Consider the following 19,556-nt stretch of genomic DNA (forward strand, 5'->3'; position numbering starts at 1 on the left):
ATCCCTCTTTTTTAGTGATGTAGGTTGTTCAGAAGCTTAGTTGCTGTCGCTCGTTTGCAAAACCCCGGCCAGTGTGCCCGCCGCTTTTACCCGGATGCGTGTGGCATTGCCGAGATAAGCGAGCGGAATATCTTCAAATTCCACAATCTCCACCGTCGCTGGATCGGCGCCAGCGGCAATCGCTTCCTCTACGGCAATGCTTTTCGCCTGCTCCAACGTCTCTGCCCGGCCTTTTTCATCCAGGGAAAAGACGCGATCGATCTGTCCGCTGATCTGGGCGATCGCCGCTCCAATCGCGTTGGCAACGCCAGAGTTTTCCGGGCGGATGATCTGCGAAGCGCCTTTGAGCGTATCCGGCAACAAAATGCTGCCGCCCCCGACGAGAATGACCGGAACTGGCTCGCTGCTCGTCTTCATCTTGTCGATCGCTTCCTCGACCATCTCGACCATGCGGCTGTACACCTGTTCAAGCAATGTCCGATCCAGATGCGCTACCTTTTCGGCATCTCCGAGGTTTGCTTTGCCCAGGGCAATGACGACATCTGTCGTCGTCAGCGTATCGCCGCCAAACGCCAGCCCTTTTTGCGGCAGCCGATACCCGACACTGTCAGGCCCGACTGAAAATTGCCCGTCAGCCTGCACGCGGACAATCGTCCCGCCGCCGAGGCCAATCGAGATCAGGTCAGGCATGCGGAAATTCGTCCGTGCGCCGCCGATTTCGACCGCCAGCGAGGACTCGCGCGGAAAAGAATTGACCAGGACGCCGATGTCTGTCGTCGTTCCGCCCACATCCACGACCAGCGCGTTTTCCAGCCCGGACAAGTAGGAAGCGCCGCGGATGCTGTTCGTCGGCCCGCAGCCAATCGTCAGGATCGGGTACTTCATCGCGTACTCGATGCTCATCAATGTTCCGTCGTTCTGCCCGAAAAAGACGCGTGCCTCCACCTGCTCTGCCTTGAGCGCACTCAAAAAGCCCAAAGCCGTTGATTTTGCCACGTTTACAATCGCCGCGTTCAGGATAGTCGCATTTTCCCGCTCCAACAAGCCGACGCTGCCGATTTCATAGGAAAGCGAGATCGGCACGTCATCCCCGAGTACATCGCGGAAAATTTCCGCTGCACGCAGCTCGTGTTCTTTCGATACTGGCGAAAAGACGGAGGTCACCGCTACCGAATCGACTTTGCCTTTGATTTCGCCCGCGATTGCATACAAATGGGCTTCATCCAGCTTGACGATCTCTCTGCCGTCAAATTCATGCCCGCCTGCCACGATGTAGACCCGTTTGCCCAAGTGTCCGCGCAGGTCATCCGGCACGCCTACCAGCGGCTTGATCGCCAGCGTCGCCGGTGCTCCGATGCGAATGACGGCAATCTCGTTCAAATGCTTCCGCTCCACAATCGCGTTGGTGCAATGGGTCGTGCCGAGCATCGCGTACGTGATCTGCTCGCGCGGAACGCCCGAGAGCGCGATCACTTCGCGCATCGCCGCGTAAATCCCGGAACTGACGTCTTCTGTCGTCGAGCATTTCGTCTGGGCCAACACCTGGTAATCTTTGTCCAAAAGGACAGCGTCTGTATGGGTTCCGCCTACGTCGATTCCAATCCGGTACGTCATTTCGCAACACTTCCTTTCCCGACCAGCTCTTCCACCGGAACGTAGTCCGTGTCATAGCGGAAGTAGCGCGGCCCCACTGTTTGAATGCCTTTTTCCGTGCGCCATTTCGGGTGGCATGGCATGCCGATGACGACGACACGCGCCCCGTAGCGCAAGCCTTCTGTCGTGATTGGCAAACCCGTCTCCGAGTCGACGACCGCGATCAGGTCGGGAGTGACACAAAGCAGACGCTCTCCCGATTTCGCCAGCAAATGTTCGTTTTGGAAGCGCAGCTCGACCGTCTGGCCTTTGTATTCGCGCAATCCTTCGATATGGGCTGTGCCAAGCGCCCAACCGCCCTCTGTTTTGCGGTGGACGTCCACGACTTTTCCGGCGAACAACTCAAAGCCGTTCGTCAGCTTCAAAACTTCTTGCACCGGGTCAAGATTGGCTTCCTTGGACAAGCGGATGGCGCGGCCGATTTGTTCTTCCAGGCTCAAAATGTCGTGGATGCCGCTATCCTTCAAATTTTTTCCTGACATCGGATAAATCGCGGAGGTCGCCGCGCCGCCTTTTTGCACCGTAACGCTTCTGGCAATCCGCTCTGTCCACGCATTGTCGATCGTGTCCATAATCGTCACATTGCCCTTCTCGTCCGCCAGCACCATCGGCGTAGCAGAGATGCCATCGAGATAAAACGTCGTCATTTGCAGCTCCGGGAAGGCGCGGCCCATGCCGTCCGCATCAATGACAGGCAAGCCGAGCTGAGCGGCCAAAGCCAGCGGAAGCATCGAGTTAATGCCCCCCGCTTCAATCGGATAAGTCGCGAATACTTCTTTTCCGATGTACTTTTCCAGCGCTTTGAATGTTTGGGAAATCTCGTGCCCGGAAGGTATTTTCTCAACCAAAACGGTCGGCGCGCCCATCCCCCCTGACGCCACCACCAGCGCATCGTCCGGGACTTCATCAATAGACAGCAGCGTAATCGGCCCATGTTCCTCTACAGCTTGCAGGGCCATCAGCTTGCCGATGTACGGATCGCCGCCCCCTCCTGTGCCCAATAAAGCTGCACCGACAGCGATGTCTTCAATTTCTTGCTTACCGATTTTTCTCACGATGATCTCTCCTTTTCTGCAAATGTCAGCCAGCGCAGTTCAAATCTGATTTCGTCAGCTTGGCGTCTGGTGCGGAACCAAACAGCTTCATGCCCAAGTAGTAGACGATCCCGCTGGCAACGAGCGAATTGATTGACGGGATGCCCCAGTCAAACAAGTAGCCTGTGAAAAAGCCAAGCGCCCACGCCGCAAGCGCAACTGGATTCATCGATTCGCAAGTGTCAGGCAAGGCGCCTCGCTTGCGGCTCTCCTCCAAGACGGCCCGGCTGCGCTTCAAAATGAAGTAGTCGACGACCATGATCCCCGCAATCGGCGGCACCCACACCCCGAGGAAAATCAGGAAGTTGACGAACTGATCCAAAATGCCAAGCACAGACAGCACAGTCCCTACGACACCGACGACCAACGTAATGAAGCCGCGATTGACGTTTTTGCCAAAAATCGAGTCGATAAAATTGGTGATCCCGAGCGATGCCGAGTACAAGTTGATATCGTTGATCTTGACCGTGGCAAACACGACTGTGGCTGCGCCGAGCCAGCCGGACGTCTGCAAGGCAATCGTCACGACGTCGCTGCTTTGGACCGCATGCGCCATGAGCACGGCAATCAGGTTGATTCCGATTTCCCCGATCACAACCGAGATCAAGGTGGACCAGAGGACATCCTTGCCGCTTCGGCAATACCGCGTCATATCGGGAGTGAGTACCGCACCGACCATGAAGCTGCCAGCCACCATCGTCGCCGCTGTGCCCAATGTCAAGGCTGGTCCCGGAGCAGCCGACGCGATCAACTCGCTGAGCGAGTGATTTTCAAACACGTTGTAAATCCCGTAGGCAACCGCGAGCAAAAAGCCTGGCACCGCGATTTTGGCTGTCAACCCGAGCCATTTGAAGCCGAAAACGACGATTGCGGTCACGAACAGCCCCGTCAACGTGGCTGACAGCGGAAAGCCAAGCGCTCCACCAAGCGCATCGTTCAGCCCTTGACCGAAGATCGAGTTTTGCACCCCGAACCAGCCAATCGTCGCCACGGCGATCACCAAACCGATCATGCTGGAGCCGTACTTGCCGAATCCGGTCCATCTGGTCAGCATGCTCGTGGACAGCCCTTCCCGCATGCCCGCGATCCCGATCAAAAACGTAATGACCTCCAGCAAAATACATCCCAGCAAACTCGCCAGTGCCGCATCCCAGAACGTCATTCCGTATCCGAGCGCCGCCCCCAAAATAAACTGACTCAACGATGTAAAAGCCCCGATGCGAATGACCAGGATTTCCCACATCGGCACCCGCGCCTCTTTTGGCACGCGCGTGAGCGAGAAATCGTCTGCCATCTTGGAATGACCCGCCATCACATTCACCCTCCTTCATGTTGTTTGTGTGCCTATCCATCTAATAAGGGAATAAGTGCGAAAAAAGTGTTGCCCGTTGTCCAAAAGTCTTTGTCAGCCTTGCTTCATGCGGCCCTCGCTTTCCTCGATAATGTTGCGGCAGCTCCTTTGACGAATCAGGGATAGATTTTTGTATTATCTGAAAATTTTATAAAAGCAAATCCCATGCCAACCCGTTTTCGCTTATACGCACAAAAAAACAGATGCGAGCTACATTCGCTGCATCTGTTTTTATCATATTTGTAAAAATATAGTTGAAAATTTCGGGAGCAGTCTGGAAAAGCAGCGAAGCTCTCCTTGATGACAAACCGTTATTTCTCTTCATTTCTCATACTTTCTCACATTTTCGCAGTTTTATCACTTTGAGAAAATGGCTTGTGCGAAAAAACGGGGAAACGGCCAAGCCCCGCCAGCCGCTTCCTGTCAGCTCTTATCGCTCTCTCCGCTTTTACCGCCTCTGCCCGATCGCCTTCACCCTCATGCGCAAGGCGCGCGTCGGCATATACGAAAGCGGGATCGTCTCTGCCGACTGCACAAACACCGTCTCCGGCACAGCCCCAGCCTGGATCGCAGATCGGATCGCCTCCGCTTTTGCCACCTCGATGATCTGTTCCCGCTTTCCTTCCCCCACCAGCCAGTAAATCCGGTCGACGCTGCCGCTGACGGGCGCTATACATGCGCCAATCGCGCTGGCATGAGGATAAGCAGGCGGGTGAACCACCTCAGACCACGGGTATTTGAAAAAGGCAGCCAAGGCTTCGCTCTCTTGCCCGACGAACACGATCGGAAGCGGCTCGAAGCGCGGCTGAAAGCGCTGGATCGCGTGATAGACCGCATCCAGCAAATCATCGTCGACCGTCTCATGCCCGTCGCGCGCAATCAGCGCCGTATCCGGCATCTGCAAATTGAGGCGGATTCCCGCCAGCTTTTGATTGCGCCTGCTTTCTTTGGGAAAGCCGCCTTCCAGCACACCGACGCAAACCTTTTCCCGGCTCACATCGACGACGATACAGTCATTCATCCGGGTCAAAAGCGCGGCGCCGCGGAAGCTGTCCGAGATTCTGGCGCCAAACGTGCGGATCGGGTGGCGCAAAGCCGATTCGTACGTGAGCAATGAGCCGTCGCTCTGCGTCAAAAAAATCTCCGCCGCAAGCTTTTGCCTGTCGAGCAGCTCCCGCAAGCCTGACAGCGAGTCGTGCGTAAGCTTTGACAGAGCGGCATTGAGAATCGTCGCGTTTTCCCTTTCCAAAAAGCCGATGCTGCCCAGTTCATGCGACAGAGCCACGGGCCGCTCCTCGCCGCAAATCTCCCTGACCCACTCTGCCACCTGGATTTCATGCGCATGACTGACAGGGGAAAAGGTTCCCGTTATCGCAAAAGCTTCTGCCTGCCCAGCATCCAGGTCGCGCAGCTCCCGCTCGACTTCCGCCCGCGTCAGTTGGCGCAAAGAAACACTTCCATCCAGCTCATGGCCGCCGTATACGTGACAAGAGCTCAGACCGATTGCCTCCTGCAACCGGACAGGGGCACCGTACAGCGGAGGAATCATGCTTTTCGCCTGGCCGATGCGTATGGAGCATACTTTTGCCAGCTTCTTTCCTTCGCGCAGCGCATTTTCAAAGTAGTCCGTCCCGATAATGACATCCGCGATCTGGCTGCTCCACGCTTTGTTTTCCCGCAAGATGGCCTGCAAAACTTCCGCGATGCCCGACAGCATGTCCGGTGAGGTGCGCACCTTGGCAGTCGCGACAATCGCTGCATTTTCATCCATCAGCACGGCATCTGTGTGCAAACCGCTGACGTCAATTCCCAAGCGCAGCATCGCTCACCCGCTCCCTTCCTCGGAAAACCGCTGTTCCACCGGCACGTAGCTGTCTCCTACCCCGAAGTTCCACGGCCCCACGAAATCGAGCATCTTGGGGTGACGGAGGATGATCGGGCACGGGATGGCGATCACCCAGACTTTCATCTGCTTTTCCAATTCGTCGATCATGAGCGGAAGACCGCTGTCTGCTTCCAAAATGCAAATCAGGTCGGGCACAGTGGCAACAATCCGCTCTCCTTGTCTCGCCAGCAAGTATTCACTCTGAAACTCGATCTCGACTTGTTCCGTATGGTGAAAGCCGCTTCCTTCCACCAGCAGCTCTCCGCGCAAAAAGCCGTCCTGCAAATAACGTTGCAGCTCGACGATCCTGCCTTCGATCAGCTTGCAAGGCTTGCCGTAGATCGAGTTTTGCAGTTCCGCCGCCAGACTGCTGTAGACGCGCTGCACGCTGCTTCCTGCCGCCAGTACGCTTTCGCCAATTCGCTTGCACACGGAAAACGTATGATGGATCGCGGCTTCCTGCAACAGCTTGCCTGTCATGGGAAAGCTCGCCAATGCTACCGAACCGCCCATGTTCGTCATGGAAATCCGCGCCGCCCGCTCGATTTCAATCGTGGACGGATGCAAGTAGCGCTGGCACTTGCCGTTGTCGGCACAGATGATGAACGGCCTGGCTTCGGCTCCAAAAGCGTGAAACGTCGTCATCTGGCACTCGGGAAAAGCCCGGCCCATCCCGTCTGCATCGACCAGCGGCAAGCCCGTCAGCGCTGCCGCCAGTATCGGCGTGATCGCATTGATGCCCCCGATTTCCAGAGCGATCAGCGCCCTTGCCTTGATCTGCTTCTCTTCTTCCAGCAGCCGAAGCGCCATGATCAGCTCATGCCCTGACATCATTTTTTCGTAATGGACAGCGGGCGAGCCCATCATCGACATCGAGACGACCCATGCATCGTCTTGCAGCTCGAAAGGAGAGAGCAGCCGGACCGGGCCGTTGTCGTGAATGGCCTGCTTCGCCATGATTTGCAAAACGGTCGTGTCGCCAGCTCCTCCAGAGCCGAGAAACATCGCTCCGCACGCGATCGAGTCCACGTCTTTTTCCTCCAGATACATGCCACTCTCCACTCCCTCTCGTTGAATATCCTCATGCCCTTGTCAGCGTGGGAGAAGCCTACTTGCGATTGATTTTTTGCAGGCGTCTGTACAAGGTAGCGACGCTAATGCCCAAAAACTCCGCAGCCTTCCGCTTCCCTTCGGTGCTTTTGCCAAATTGCTGGATCGCTTGCAACAGAAGCTGTACCTCCGCTTGCTCGCTTGAATCGCCCAGTCGGATGGGTACAGCGTCTGGCGAGACAGACGCATGCGTAGACGCAGACGCAGCCACGGACGGCGCTTGCGGCAGGACAGCAAGCGCTTCTTCACTGGTGCGATTCCCGCGAATGATCGCAGGCAAACTGCTGATCGTCACCAGGTCGCCGATCTCCAGGTTTACGATGTATTCCAGCGTGTTTTCCAGCTCGCGAATGTTTCCCGGCCAGTGGTAGTCGATCAAACATTTCAACGCCTGGGCGGAAAAGCGCTTCGATTCCTTGCCCAGCTTGTCCGCAAACAGCTTCAAATAGTAGTGGATCAGGTCGTACAGGTCGTCTTTTCGCTCGCGCAACGGCGGTACGTGCAGCGGGATGACGTGCAAGCGGTAGTACAAGTCCTCGCGAAACTGACCGCTGACGATCATCGTATCGAGATCCTTGTGCGTGGCTGCGATCAGCCGGACATCGACAGGGATGCTTTCCGAGCCGCCCACCCGCTCGATTCGCCGCTCCTGCAGGACGCGAAGCAGCTTGGCCTGCAAAAACGGCGGCATATCCCCGATCTCATCGAGAAACAGCGTCCCGTGCAAAGCCAGCTCGAACCGCCCTGCCTTGCCGCCTTTTTTCGCTCCGGTAAAAGCCCCTTCCTCGTAGCCGAACAATTCGCTTTCCAACAAGGCTTCCGGTATCGCCGCGCAGTTGATGGCGACAAACGGCCCGCTGCGGCGCGAGCTGGCATCGTGAATCGACTGGGCGAGCACTTCCTTGCCCGTCCCGCTCTCTCCGCGAATCAGAACCGTCGAATCGCTTTTGGCAATTTTGGCTGCCGAGTCTTTCAGCGCCCGGATCGCCGCGCTGTTTCCGCGAATGTCGGCAAACGTATAGCGCGTGACATAGCGCCGATTTTTTTCCTGCTCCGACTCCTTGCGCTGCTCTGTGAACTGCAAGATCGCTCCTTCCGGCTGTTGCCCGATGTACAACGGATGCAGTCGGCAGAGGCAAGGCAGGCGTTTTCCGCTCCCGTCCACAATCTCCACGGGAAAATCGCGCAGCGGCTTGCCCTTTTTCACAAAGTCGAGCAGCTTGGCAGAAGGCGCGAAAGCTTGCAAGTTTTTCGTCAAAAGGACAGCCAGGGAACGTTGCCATACGTGCTCGGCCGCATGATTGGCGTGCATGACGCGACCGTTTGCATCCACAACCAGCACCGGCTGGCCGATGAACGTCAACAGCCCTTCGACTTCTTGCAGCAGCAGTTTTCTGTCCTTGCTCTCCTGTCCTGTCATCCCTGCACTCCCCGTTTACGATATTTTCAGATTTATTATACAGAATAGCTCATGCCACTCCCGTGTTCCAGCAAAAGCCTGCACCAAGTTTTTTCCACGCAAAAAAGCACCGCCATTACGGTGCTTCAATGCTGCTTCCTTATTCCATCCGAAAAATCGGGCCTTTCGCCACAAAAGGCAGATGACTTCCTTTTGGCAGCATGAACGCATGGCTGCGCGTAATCCGCAGCCGATCGCACTCCCCGTCTGTAATGATGAGAATCGGACCATCCTTGGGAAAATCGTCGGCCTTCTCCAGCAGGTCGATGCCCGGCTGCAAAACCGTACCGCCGCGCCCCTTGACGCTCACGCGATCCGCGATGTCGTCGGGCGAAAGATACCCGGCATCGTACGCTTGCGCATCGCAAAAGACGACACGGGCATACGGAACATCGCGCGCCTCGCTGTAGCTCGCAATCGCTCCCAACGCTTTTCCCAAAAGCTTCGTTCCCATCGACCCGGATGTGTCGATCACGACTCCGAACGTACGCGCCAGCTGCTCCGTCTCCATATGCGCCCAGGCCGGGCGGGCAATATCCGGCGTGGAGGATTGCCTGCGGCTGGCGCGAGCGTACGTGCGTCTCTTTTCCAATGGCGGAAAATGCTCGTCGAACCAGCGTGCCAGCTGCACATCCCACGGGATCGGCGGTTGACCCAGGGCGCGGATTTCTTCCACCAATCCTGCCGGCAAAAGCCCCCTGCCCCGCTCCTGGTGATAGATCAGACCTTGCGACATGGCACTGCGGTAAAAGTCATCCAGCGTCGTGCCCGGCCCCATTTCCCAAAAGCGCGGATCATCTCCGTCCAAAATATCGCCCATGCCAATTCCTCTGAGCGTGTACAACTTGCGGTACGTCCGCATATCCGTGACGATGCGGTCGTAGATGGCTTCGGCCGACAGCCCTTTCAACTCGGGATCGTACAGCCCGCCAATCTGCGGAAACCGCCCCACTCCAAGCTCCATCAGCCATTGATTGATCACGTAGTCGCAGCTTACATTCCAGAAGTACGGGTCCCTGCCCTGACAACGCTCATGGTGGCGCAAGCCCGCGTGCAGCAGTTCATGCGCCATCACGAACTTGCATTCTTCCTCGTCCAGCCCTGCCGCCGGATTGATGAAAATCTCTCCGGCGTTCACATCGATGGCAGCCACCGATATTTGCAGGCGCTGACAGATCAGGGAGTCCTCGATAATCGTGAAATGGCTGGCCAACGAAGCAAGCAACGGGTAGTGATTGATGAACCAGCGCTTGGCTTTTTGCGCATCCGTCAGCTTGACCGCTTCGCTGCCCAGCGCATCGGCATATCCTCCCGCCACGCTCACAGCGCTCTGGACGGCTTGGGATAGCCCGATGCCGAGAAGCCGCTCCCACTTCACGTCCCGGTTGTAGTTGTACCGCACGTATTTGTCCGTGAACAGCATATCCGGCTGTCTTTCCCCGCCTGTTCCGAACAGCTTCAAATGCTCGGGAACGCCGTGCTCGACAAACCATTCGTACAGCTCTTCCTCGCTCTTGCCGGACAGCTCCAGCTCGTAGGACATCTCGGCAGGAGGCTTCCCCAGCTTCATGTCCTTCAAAAAGCGGGTGACGTAACAATCGCAAGCGATGTTCCACAGAGCAGGATGCTTTTTTTCTACAAAGTGCCCAAACCCAAGGTGCAGCAGAGCATGGGCGAGGACGTAAATCCATTCCTCAACCTCTCCCCTGCGCTTCGCATGGACGTGTATGCTCCCGTGCTTGGTCACGACTGCCCAGCCGTTGTCCGGGCATAAATTGTGCTCCCTGCGAAACAGGTCGGCGCGGGAGAACAGCGGCCCGAACATCGGATGATGCGCCAAAAACTGGACGGCCTGCTGATAGTTTTGCGTCGCGGGATCGGTGTTTGCTCTCGCTCCTTTTCCCATCGGCTACTTGCCCTTTCTGTCCAGAGCCAGGCGCGGCAAATCGCGGATGACTTCAACGACAAACCAGTCCGGCAGCCCATCCCCGTCGTCGTGGCGGGCGACGACCATCTGCGCCATCTCCAGCGAGATCGCCGAAAGATCCTTGAGCAAAGCTTTGGCCCGGTGAGCAAACCGCTTGTGCAAATCGCTTACGGAAGCTTTGTCTTGCGGCAGCTCTTTTTTGATCTGGGCGCGGAACGAATCGGCCAAAAAGTACAGCACATCCCGATCCTCAGGCGCACTCGGGAAAGAAGTCTCTCCTTCCAAAATGCGATGAAGCTGGTACTTGCCTTGCAGGTTCTTGTGAAAAGCCTTGAACTGCGCGGCATGCTGCGGCGTCAGGCAACCGTACGCGAGCACACCGACCATTTCGCTAGTCAGGCCATCGCCAAACTCATGCAGCGCGTCCGACAGCATATGCCAGGAACGCGGGGTGGAAAACGGTTCTTCCGTCTTCGGCGGCTGCGACCACAAATAATCGGGACGCACCTCCAAAAATTGCAGAACGTACGAGTGAATCCCGTTTGTGTACGCCCAATTCAGCCATTGCTCGTGGGAAACCAGCAGCTGCACGTGAAACATCCGGTTGATCAGCGCCGACGACATCGGCTTGACAATCGCGCTGTCCTGGGCACGGTTTCCCGCCCCGATCACAATCGACCCTTCCGGCAGGTGGTAATCCCCGATTCTGCGCTCGTGAATCAGACTGTAAAACGCTTTTTGCACCTCTTGCGAACACGCATTCAGCTCGTCGAGAAAGAGGCAGTACGGCTCTTCCCGCGCGATTTGGGCAGGCGGGCAAAAGCGGCTTTTGCCGTCCACAATTTGCGGGACGCCGATAATATCTTCCGGTGCCAGCTGACTTCCCAAAAGAGAGACGCAGGGCAAGCCTACCTGCTGGGCAAACGCCTCAACAAGGGCGGACTTCCCGATCCCCGGCGCTCCCCAAATAAAGACGGGACGGGCCACAGCTACATTGAGCAGCACGTCCATCAGTTGATTTTGCGTTACGTTGATGGCTAGATTCATTCCAATACCTCTCTTGTTCGAATAATGTTAGCGGCAATCGACCTCTTTCCTTCGTGTATTCCATTGGCTTTAGCGACCGTCACACCACAAATATTTCCTAATTTTACAAGATGTCTGGACAGCAGGCAAGGAAAAAAGCTCGCAGCAGCGTTTATTGCCTTCACGCTGCTGCGAGCTTTCTTCGTACCTTTCGCGACTTCCTTCCGATGCGATCAAAGCGAGACGACCCCTGTCATGCCTGAGCGCAGGTTGCCTTTTGCGTTGCTCACGACAATTTTCACCGTGTACATGTTCGTTCCCGGGTCTGCTTTCGGGCTGATTCGCGCCACTTTCCCCTGGACGTGCTGCCCGATCGCCTCAATCGCCACATCGACTTGTTGCTCAGGGGAAAAGCGAGCAATGTCTGTCTCGGAAACGCCGATGACGACATACAGCCGATCCGTGTTGACCACGCTCATAACGGCTGTGTTTGCATTCGCCATTTCGCCTGCCTGCACATTTTTCGTACTGATGTAGCCGCTGATCGGACTTTTCAGCGTAGCGTTATCCAACTGGTACTGGGCATTGGCTACCGCTGCTTGCGCCTTCTGCACGCTGGCCTCGTATTGGGCAATCTGCTCCTTGGTCGCCCCGTTCTTCGTTTTGTCGTACATCGCCTTCATCTGGTCGACATTGGAGGCAAGCGATTGCAGCGCCGGCTTCGTTACCCCTTGTTTGGCCAGCCTTACCTCTTCTTCGGCACGCACGTACTGCGCTTCTGCCTGCGCCAAAGCGGTCTGCGCATCGTCCAGCCCCTGACTGGAAAGGCCGCCTTGCTCGTATAAAGCTTTGGCCCGCGCATACTTGGCTTTGGCAGATTCGTAGACGGATTTCGCCGACTGTTCGGACGCTGCAAGCTGGGAAAGCTCCTCGGGCCGCTTGCCGTTTTTCACTTCTTCATACTTGCTTGCAGCCTGTTGCCAGCCCGCTTTTGCGTACTGCAAGTCTTCCGCCCTCGGCCCTTTTTTCGCTTCCTCCCACTTCGCCTGTGCCATGGCAAGCTCCGCTTTGGCCATGCTCAAACTCGCCGCAAGCTCGACTGTCTCCATCTCCACAAGCGGAGCACCTGCTTCTACCCGGTCGCCTGTATCGTGAAGAACGGCTTTCACTCTGCCCGCTGTCTTGGGGAAAATCGTCACCTCTTCAATCCCGACCATTTTTCCGCTGAACACATGCGTCCCCGCTTCTTTCGCTGTCGCCTGCGCCCCTTGGACAGTGTCTGTCGACAATGCCACAGGCTGCACCGATCCGCAACCGGCCAGGCAGATCATTGCGACGCTTCCTGCCAATACAGCCAGCCGCTGTTTATACTTTTTCATGGGAAACCCTCCTGATAAGTGATGGGGAAAAATCGATCAATCTACGATCGCCGAACGACTCGCTTCTTGGCCTGCTTGCAGCGCGGCCTTGTTTTCTTTCACAATCAGCATGATCAAAAACGCCGCTACCAGCACGAGAACCGCCACGAACAAACTGTCTTGCAGCGCAGCGATTGCCGCGTATTTTCGCACGAGTTGACCGAGCAATCCGACAGCCGACGAATAGGCTTCCGAAAGCGACATGCCTTTTGCCACGTACATTTGCTGCCATTGGGACAGCGTCTCCACGACGGATTGCCGCGTGGTCGTGACCTGCTCGCCCATTTGTGCCGCGTGCACCGCGCCTCTTCTGGTAAACAAGGAAATCAATCCGGCAATGCCGATCGAGGTAGCCACTTGCCGGGAAATATTCGTGATTACCGAAGCTGCGGGCACTCGTTCCGGCTCAGACACGGCCACCAGCGGAATTTGCATGGAAGTCATCAGGCACATGCCGAGTCCGATCCCGCGCAAGGCAAGCAGCCAGTGAATCGTCGACATGCTGGTGTTCAAATCGACCTGGGTTAAAAAATATCCGGGCACGATGCATAAAACGAGACCGACGACAATCAAAGGCTTCAAACCGATGCGCGTCGCCAGCATGCCGCATATCGGCGTGACGATCCCGGAGGCAATCGCTTGCGGCAGCATCATCAGCCCGGTATCCATCGCCGTGCGACCGAGCATGTTCTCCGAGTAGATCGGCAGCAGGTAAATGACGCCGAAATTGCCGACCATAATCAGACTGTTTACCAAAAGACCGAGCGTAAACTGCCGATTGGCGAACAACCGCACATCGACCAGCGGATGAGCCGTCGACAGCTCTCGCATCACGAACATGTACCCGCAGATCAAGGCACTCATCAGCAACGATACGATCGTAAAAGAGTCCCAGCCGTACTCCTCGCCTTTCGTCACGGCGAGCAGAAGACTCACCAGCGCAACGGCCGACCAGACAAACCCTTGCAGATCAAAAGGCTGTTTGCGATTCGCTTCGCTTTCCTGCAAACAGCGCCACACCAGAAACATCGCCAAAATGCCAAACGGAATGTTCACCGTGAAAATGAATCGCCAGTCGAGATGCTCGACGAAATAGCCGCTTAACGTCGGCCCGACAGCGGGAGCGACAAAGACCGAGATGCCGAATACTCCCATGGCTGGGCCGATTTTTTCGCGCGGGACGACGAATTGAATCATCGATTGCCCGATCGTCATCATCAGTCCGCCGCCTGCCGCCTGAATGATTCGCGCCGCGATCATCGTCCCGTTGCTGACAGCCAGGCCGCACAGCAGCGAACCGAGTGTGAACAGGAACAGGCTGGCGAGATAGCTTTTTTTGATGCCGAACCGGATACCCAAAAACCCGGCCAGCGGAATGACAGCAGCCATCGTCAATGTATAGCTGGTCACGACCCATTGAATTTCCTCCGTCGACGCCCCGAACACATTCATCATTTCCGGAATCGCCACATTGACGATGCTCGTATCGAGCACAGCCATGAACGTACCAAGCACGATCGCAAACACACCCGGCCAAAAATTTTCTTGAGGACTCATCGCTACACATCCTTATCGCACGTGGATGGACACATTGGCATTCAAACCTGGCTGAAAATCGTACGGCCCCTCGTCAAGCGTAATTTTTACAGCGATACGCTGGGTTACTTTGGTGAAGTTTCCGCTCGCATTCACTGGCGGCAGCAAGGAAAATGTCGACTGGGTGGCTTCGCCGATGCGATTGACCGTTCCGCGGAACGTTTGCCCCGGGTATTTATCCAGCACGATATCGACCGGCTGCCCGACCTGGATATAGCCCGCTTCTGCTTCCTCCACATGTGCTTCCACGTACAGCTTCCGCTTGTCGACGACCAGCGCCAACGTGTTGCCTGCCCCAATGACCTCGCCTTCCTTGGCGGCTCTTTGCAAAATCACGCCGTCGATCGGGGAACGGACCATCAAGCTGTCCACCTGGGTCGGACTTGCCGCGTTGACTTGCTCCTGTTCAGCCACGATCTCGTCTTTTTGCACCTGACTGCCGACATCGACCGTCACATGCGTCAGCTTTCCGGCCACCTTGGGGGCAATTTTGTAAATCTCGCCCGTCACGACAGCATCTTCCGTTTTGACGTAAAAATAGCTCTGGTAACCGTAGTAGCCGACTACAGCGACGACCAGCAGAAAAACGGCGGCCAAAATCAGCTTCGGATTGCGTTTTTTCTTTTCCATAACAGGTGATTGCCTCCTTGTTCGCACTCACAAACCGACTGTCGGTTTGTGAGTGGGTAAAATATCAGGCTCGCACGTTCATGCGATGCCTCGTCTCAGGCTTGCTTTTTCAAAAAGTAACGCTTCACTACTGGACGCACGAGGATGGTAGCGGCGATCCCGACGATGTTCCAAATATTGACCAGCAAAACGCCTGTTTCTCCGGAAATCATCGCGAGCGCAAACAGTACGGAGCAAACGAGCGAGAGTGCGAACACAACAGCCCAGATAAGTGTCAACCAAAAATTCGAGGCGAGAAACAGCGGATGCGTGGTGAAGCTCTCCGGCACTACTTTTTTCGCGTATTGAAGCGTAAACGGCTTTTTGATGCACAGCGACCAGATGGCTGCCAGGGCAAGAATCGCGTACATGAACAATTGGGTAAAGTCGAACAGATGAAACGCCGGGAAGAACAAGGCAATCCAGAAGCCGCAAAAGAAGTAAAATACTTTGATCGCGATAATCGTCGTCACTTCCCCGAATCGCTTTTTCTGGAACAAATAGATCAGCAGGGCGAGAACGAAGCCGATGGCAAACCCGAGTGTCGGCGGCTGCACTTGAAACGCTACGATAAATGGGATCAAGTCGATAAAGATCCAGAACAAAGTCATGATCACGGTACAACTCTCCTCGTCACCTTTTTTATGAATGATGAAATCAATCATTGCTTCTGATCTAATAATATAAACCGACCGTCGGTTTGTAAAGCCTTTTTTCAACATTTTTTTCCTGTCATGTCTTCAAGCTTTGTCTGTACTTCATCAACAAGTACCACGCAATGGCAATCGCCCCGCCAATCAGCAAAAACGTCAAGCCGTAATGCCTGACATAGACGGTGACTTTGAACCATTCTTTTTCCAGCGCTCTGCCCAAAAGCAAGAAAGTGATGCTCCACAAAAAAGCTCCCGTATAGGCAAACACCGCGAAGACGCGATACTTCATCCCGGACATCCCTGCCAAGTAAGCCGTGATGTGGCGGACACCCGGCAAAAAGTAGCCGACAATCAATAAAAAGGTGCCGTACTTGGCGAACAGCTTTTGCGTGGACTCGATCTTTTTCGGATTCAAATGCAAATATGGCCCCACTTTGAGCAAAAGCGGCAACCCCCATTTGGACGCGATCAAGTAGCTGACGGTGATGCCTGCCGCCGCTCCCAAAAAAGCGCTCAGCACGGCAAACGGCATCTGCAAAACCCCGCGCGACACAGCGTATCCGGTATACGTCATCAAGACTTCATCGGGAATCGGCAGCCCGATCACCCCAAGCGCAAGCGAAAAAAACACGCCCACATATCCGTATTTCATCACAAAAAAGTCCAGGTGCTGTTCCACGGCTACCTCCAAAAAACGTTTTCCTCTTCCATTGTATTCCCTCCTGCCTGCTTGTCATTCTTGATTTTTTTGCGAGATTCGCCCCTTTCCGCTCTCCCTTTCCGCATGAAAAAGACAGCCTCGTTCTCGCCCAAAGCGAAAAATCCGGCTGTCTTTTTGGCAATCGTTCTTTGTTTTGTCGAGCTTTTACGCGGACGGTTTTTCCTCGTCCGAATCGGTCGATGCAGCGTTGTTTTTCTTTTTGTTGAACAGCTTTTTCACGAAGCCGCCAATCGCGCCCAACAGCACGACGATAATAATCCAACCTTTTTTGGCAAAGGCGAGAATCAGGGCGAGGAAGCCCAGCTTCTTCGCAGCGGCAACGCCCAAGCCTCCGAGAATCAAGCCAGTCAGCCCGTATTCAGCGACCTTGTCTGTCTTGGCGTCAAAATCGCTGTAGCGCTGGCCTTCTTTTACGACGAAGTTTTTCAAGATTTTTTCCCGCAATGTCTGCTTGTCCTTCGCGAGCGCTGGAACGTCCGTCACAAGAATGAAAGAAACATGGCCGGTACGCGTCAAAACTTGCAGCTTGTAGTTCAAAAACTGGGTTTTCTGCGCGGTTTCCGCAAGCATGGAGTATTCCAGTTCATGCGTCGCCGCGTTATAGGACGGCTTTACATTCCAGCCGATCACATGAAACTGCTCCTCCGGCTGTCTTTGCTTGTTCGCTTCCTCGGTGCCGTCCTTGTAGCTTTGCAGCAGTTCTTCGGCATCGATTTCGTTTTGCTCGTCGTCGCTAATATGTCCGGTGTCTTCGTATTCGATAAACAACGCCCAATTTTCGCTGTCTTCGATCGGATGGACGCTCCCGATTTCGTTCATGGTCGGGATGTCGCCATTTTCTTTCTCCATTTTGATCGTGTCGTCTTTATTGAGAAAGATCATATTTTCCGGGACTGTGAAGGAGAACTTCCCTTCCATTTCTACTTTCGTTCCGCTCTCGACAACGTTGTAGTTCCCTGCCGCACTCGCAGGCAGGACACTTCCGAACACAAACATGCTTACAACTAAAAATGATAGCCAACTTCGTCTTTTCATGCCTGACCCCTCAATCCTGTTTATTCAAGAACCTCCTCATCTTACCGGGATCATTTTCCTATTTCAAAGAGAATTTAGAAATTACAGGGAAAATTGATTCAAATTAACTGGATATAATTGGTTATTTATTTGTTTTCTTGTTACTTATTTCTCATTATCTCTAGGGCGTTTTTCACACAAAAACCTGGCTGCATTTATGCTGTTTTCCATATGAACCACGGACGAGTCGGGTGAAGCCATGAATGATGGGGAACAGTGGGTCGCCACCATGGCGAGCGGCTTTTAGGCGGCTGTTCGATTTGGTATAAAAACGCAGCGCGGTGCAGAAAAATAGCACTATTCCCCAGACTACTCGCTTGATGACAGGAGGAGAAGCATGCTTTTTCCCGCCCGAAAAACCGTTGCCCTGATTCTCTCTCTTCTTTTTGTATGGCTGACCTTGCCGGGTGCCGCTGGCGCACAGTCCGATCAAAAGACTCCGGTGACGAAACCGCCTTTTGCCCGCCAGCTCGGGCCTTTTCTCAGCGCACAGGAAAACCTCGCTTACTCGCTCGGCGTGCAAGCTTATATTTACGGCTATCCGCTCGTCGCCTCTGCCAAAACGATGACGGAGATGACGCAGCAGCGCGCCCCGTTCAACCAGTTTTATTATGCGGACTCGCTTGCGACTCCCGCCTACCGAGATATCGTCACGCCCAACTCCGATACGCTGTACATGAGCGCCTGGCTTGATTTGTCCCAAACGCCTGTCTTGCTGAGCGTGCCCGCGATACATCCAGAGGGAGGCACCGAAAGGCAAGGAAAGCAACTGGCTGCCTACTCCCGCAGGCGACTTCAATCTCGTGCTGCGCGTCTTCGCTCCCGATCCGTCCATGCTGAACAAACAGCACTCGTGGCCGGCAGTAGAAGAAACAAAGCCGTTCCAGGCGCGGTAGACAGAAGTTGAGGCACAGCAAAAAGGCACCGCCGGGTCGTTGGCGATGCCTTTCTTCTATTATATGATTTACTTCTATATAGAGGAGCTTCCTTTTACTTTTTCAAATCTTCAATGGACGTAATATCCATGTAAGTCGGAACAGCCAGACCCAGCTTGGTTCCTTCCAGATTCGGGCCGAGGTCTTCTACGTCTTTTCCGAGCTTCTCCATGTAGTCAGCATGTGTTGTTGGCAGCCAAGCTGCAACCATGCCGTCCACGTCGCCGTTGGATACGCCTACCCACATCGGGCCAGCTTCTACTTGGCTCAGTTCAACCTTGTAGTTCAGCTTTTGCTCCAGAACAGTTTTCACCACATTCGTGCTGGCAATCTCGGAATCCCAGGCGACATAGGCAAGCGTCAGCTTTTGACCATTGGCTGGCTGTACGCCTTCCACCCATTTGCTCACAGTAGCTTCGTTTGCTTTCACCCACTCTGCTGCTGCCTCTTCCGGTTTTTTGCCGCCTTCGATGTCCAGCATCACTTTCTCCATGTCGGCTGGCGTCCAGGAAAATTTATCGAGGAAAGCGTACGCGCTTGGCTGTTCTTCCTTCAAGCCTTTGCGCACGACCGTATGAATTTGCTCATCTTTTCCGTAAACTCCTTTTGGGTCCTCCAAGTATTTCATTTCAAACTTGGAAAACATCCAGTGCGGCGTCCAGCCCGTCACGATAATCGGCTTCTTGTCTTTATAGGCTTGGGTCAAAGCCGCCGTCATCGCGGCACTGGAGCCTTCGACCAGCTCCCAGTCTTTTAGCTCGTAGTCTTTGAGCACTTTCTCGGTCGCTTTCATCAAGCCTGCCCCTGGGTCGATCCCGATGATTTTATGATCGACTGCGGCGCTTACACCGTTGGATGCAGCCGAACCGTTGTTGCTGCTGGTTGATCCGTTGCCCTCGGAGCTGCCCGCACTTGAGCAGCCTGCCATGACCAATCCAAGTCCCAGTGCGACAGCCAAACCTTTCCACGTTGCTTTTTTCATGAA

The 19,556-nt window shown here is 55.0% G+C and carries 16 protein-coding genes; 1 reads left to right on the plus strand and 15 read right to left on the minus strand.

Annotated features, from left to right (window positions below; translation table 11 throughout):
- Positions 1-36 precede the first annotated feature (36 nt).
- The 14 genes from NST23_RS24355 to NST23_RS24420 form a co-directional block, all read right to left on the minus strand.
- Positions 37-1,614 (minus strand): hydantoinase/oxoprolinase family protein, encoded by a 1,578-nt coding sequence (locus NST23_RS24355; RefSeq protein WP_340964749.1) that lies wholly within the window; start codon positions 1,612-1,614, stop codon positions 37-39.
- Positions 1,611-2,708: a DUF917 domain-containing protein gene (locus NST23_RS24360; protein WP_122966769.1), complete on the minus strand. Its 1,098-nt coding sequence runs from the start codon at positions 2,706-2,708 to the stop codon at positions 1,611-1,613. The genes NST23_RS24355 and NST23_RS24360 overlap by 4 nt, the downstream gene beginning before the upstream one ends.
- Before the next feature lie 25 nt (positions 2,709-2,733).
- On the minus strand, positions 2,734-4,059 hold the full coding sequence (locus NST23_RS24365) for a purine-cytosine permease family protein (protein WP_340964752.1): 1,326 nt from the start codon (positions 4,057-4,059) through the stop codon (positions 2,734-2,736).
- A 487-nt stretch (positions 4,060-4,546) separates the two neighbouring features.
- Positions 4,547-5,920: a hydantoinase/oxoprolinase N-terminal domain-containing protein gene (locus NST23_RS24370; RefSeq protein ID WP_340964754.1), complete on the minus strand. Its 1,374-nt coding sequence runs from the start codon at positions 5,918-5,920 to the stop codon at positions 4,547-4,549.
- 3 nt (positions 5,921-5,923) lie between these two features.
- Positions 5,924-7,033 carry a DUF917 domain-containing protein gene (locus tag NST23_RS24375; RefSeq protein ID WP_122966766.1) on the minus strand — a complete coding sequence of 370 codons (1,110 nt, stop codon included), beginning with the start codon at positions 7,031-7,033 and terminating at the stop codon, positions 5,924-5,926.
- 58 nt (positions 7,034-7,091) lie between these two features.
- The gene (locus NST23_RS24380; RefSeq protein ID WP_340964758.1) at positions 7,092-8,513 is read right to left on the minus strand and encodes a sigma-54 interaction domain-containing protein; all 1,422 of its coding nucleotides are present in this window, start codon (positions 8,511-8,513) and stop codon (positions 7,092-7,094) included.
- Between the two features lie 139 nt (positions 8,514-8,652).
- A complete protein-coding gene (locus NST23_RS24385; RefSeq protein ID WP_340964760.1) occupies positions 8,653-10,458 on the minus strand; it encodes a DUF2201 family putative metallopeptidase in 1,806 nt (601 codons plus the stop codon).
- Between the two features lie 3 nt (positions 10,459-10,461).
- Entirely contained in the window at positions 10,462-11,526 is a 1,065-nt protein-coding gene (locus NST23_RS24390) for an AAA family ATPase (protein ID WP_122966553.1), read from the minus strand.
- Between the two features lie 212 nt (positions 11,527-11,738).
- Positions 11,739-12,884 carry an HlyD family secretion protein gene (locus tag NST23_RS24395; RefSeq protein ID WP_122966552.1) on the minus strand — a complete coding sequence of 382 codons (1,146 nt, stop codon included), beginning with the start codon at positions 12,882-12,884 and terminating at the stop codon, positions 11,739-11,741.
- Positions 12,885-12,920: 36 nt separating this feature from the next.
- Positions 12,921-14,480, minus strand: coding sequence for a DHA2 family efflux MFS transporter permease subunit (locus NST23_RS24400; RefSeq protein ID WP_340964763.1), 1,560 nt, complete (start codon positions 14,478-14,480; stop codon positions 12,921-12,923).
- A 12-nt stretch (positions 14,481-14,492) separates the two neighbouring features.
- Positions 14,493-15,149 (minus strand): HlyD family secretion protein, encoded by a 657-nt coding sequence (locus NST23_RS24405; protein WP_340964766.1) that lies wholly within the window; start codon positions 15,147-15,149, stop codon positions 14,493-14,495.
- A gap of 95 nt (positions 15,150-15,244) precedes the next feature.
- Positions 15,245-15,799: an amine oxidase gene (locus NST23_RS24410; protein WP_254456828.1), complete on the minus strand. Its 555-nt coding sequence runs from the start codon at positions 15,797-15,799 to the stop codon at positions 15,245-15,247.
- Positions 15,800-15,920: 121 nt separating this feature from the next.
- On the minus strand, positions 15,921-16,532 hold the full coding sequence (locus NST23_RS24415; RefSeq protein WP_340964769.1) for a DedA family protein: 612 nt from the start codon (positions 16,530-16,532) through the stop codon (positions 15,921-15,923).
- Between the two features lie 174 nt (positions 16,533-16,706).
- Positions 16,707-17,597 (minus strand): DUF2167 domain-containing protein, encoded by an 891-nt coding sequence (locus tag NST23_RS24420; protein ID WP_340964771.1) that lies wholly within the window; start codon positions 17,595-17,597, stop codon positions 16,707-16,709.
- 376 nt (positions 17,598-17,973) lie between these two features.
- On the opposite strand from NST23_RS24420, the gene NST23_RS24425 reads away from it, so the two are divergent.
- Complete coding sequence (locus NST23_RS24425; protein ID WP_340964772.1) at positions 17,974-18,543, plus strand: DUF1254 domain-containing protein; 570 nt, start codon at positions 17,974-17,976, stop codon at positions 18,541-18,543.
- Positions 18,544-18,626: 83 nt separating this feature from the next.
- On the opposite strand, the gene NST23_RS24430 is transcribed toward NST23_RS24425, so the two are convergent.
- Positions 18,627-19,553, minus strand: a complete 927-nt coding sequence (locus tag NST23_RS24430) for a glycine betaine ABC transporter substrate-binding protein (protein WP_242774237.1) — start codon at positions 19,551-19,553, stop codon at positions 18,627-18,629.
- Between the last annotated feature and the right edge of the window lie 3 nt (positions 19,554-19,556).

The sequence above is a fragment of the Brevibacillus sp. FSL K6-0770 genome (genome assembly GCF_038000275.1).
GTDB lineage: Bacteria > Bacillota > Bacilli > Brevibacillales > Brevibacillaceae > Brevibacillus > Brevibacillus parabrevis.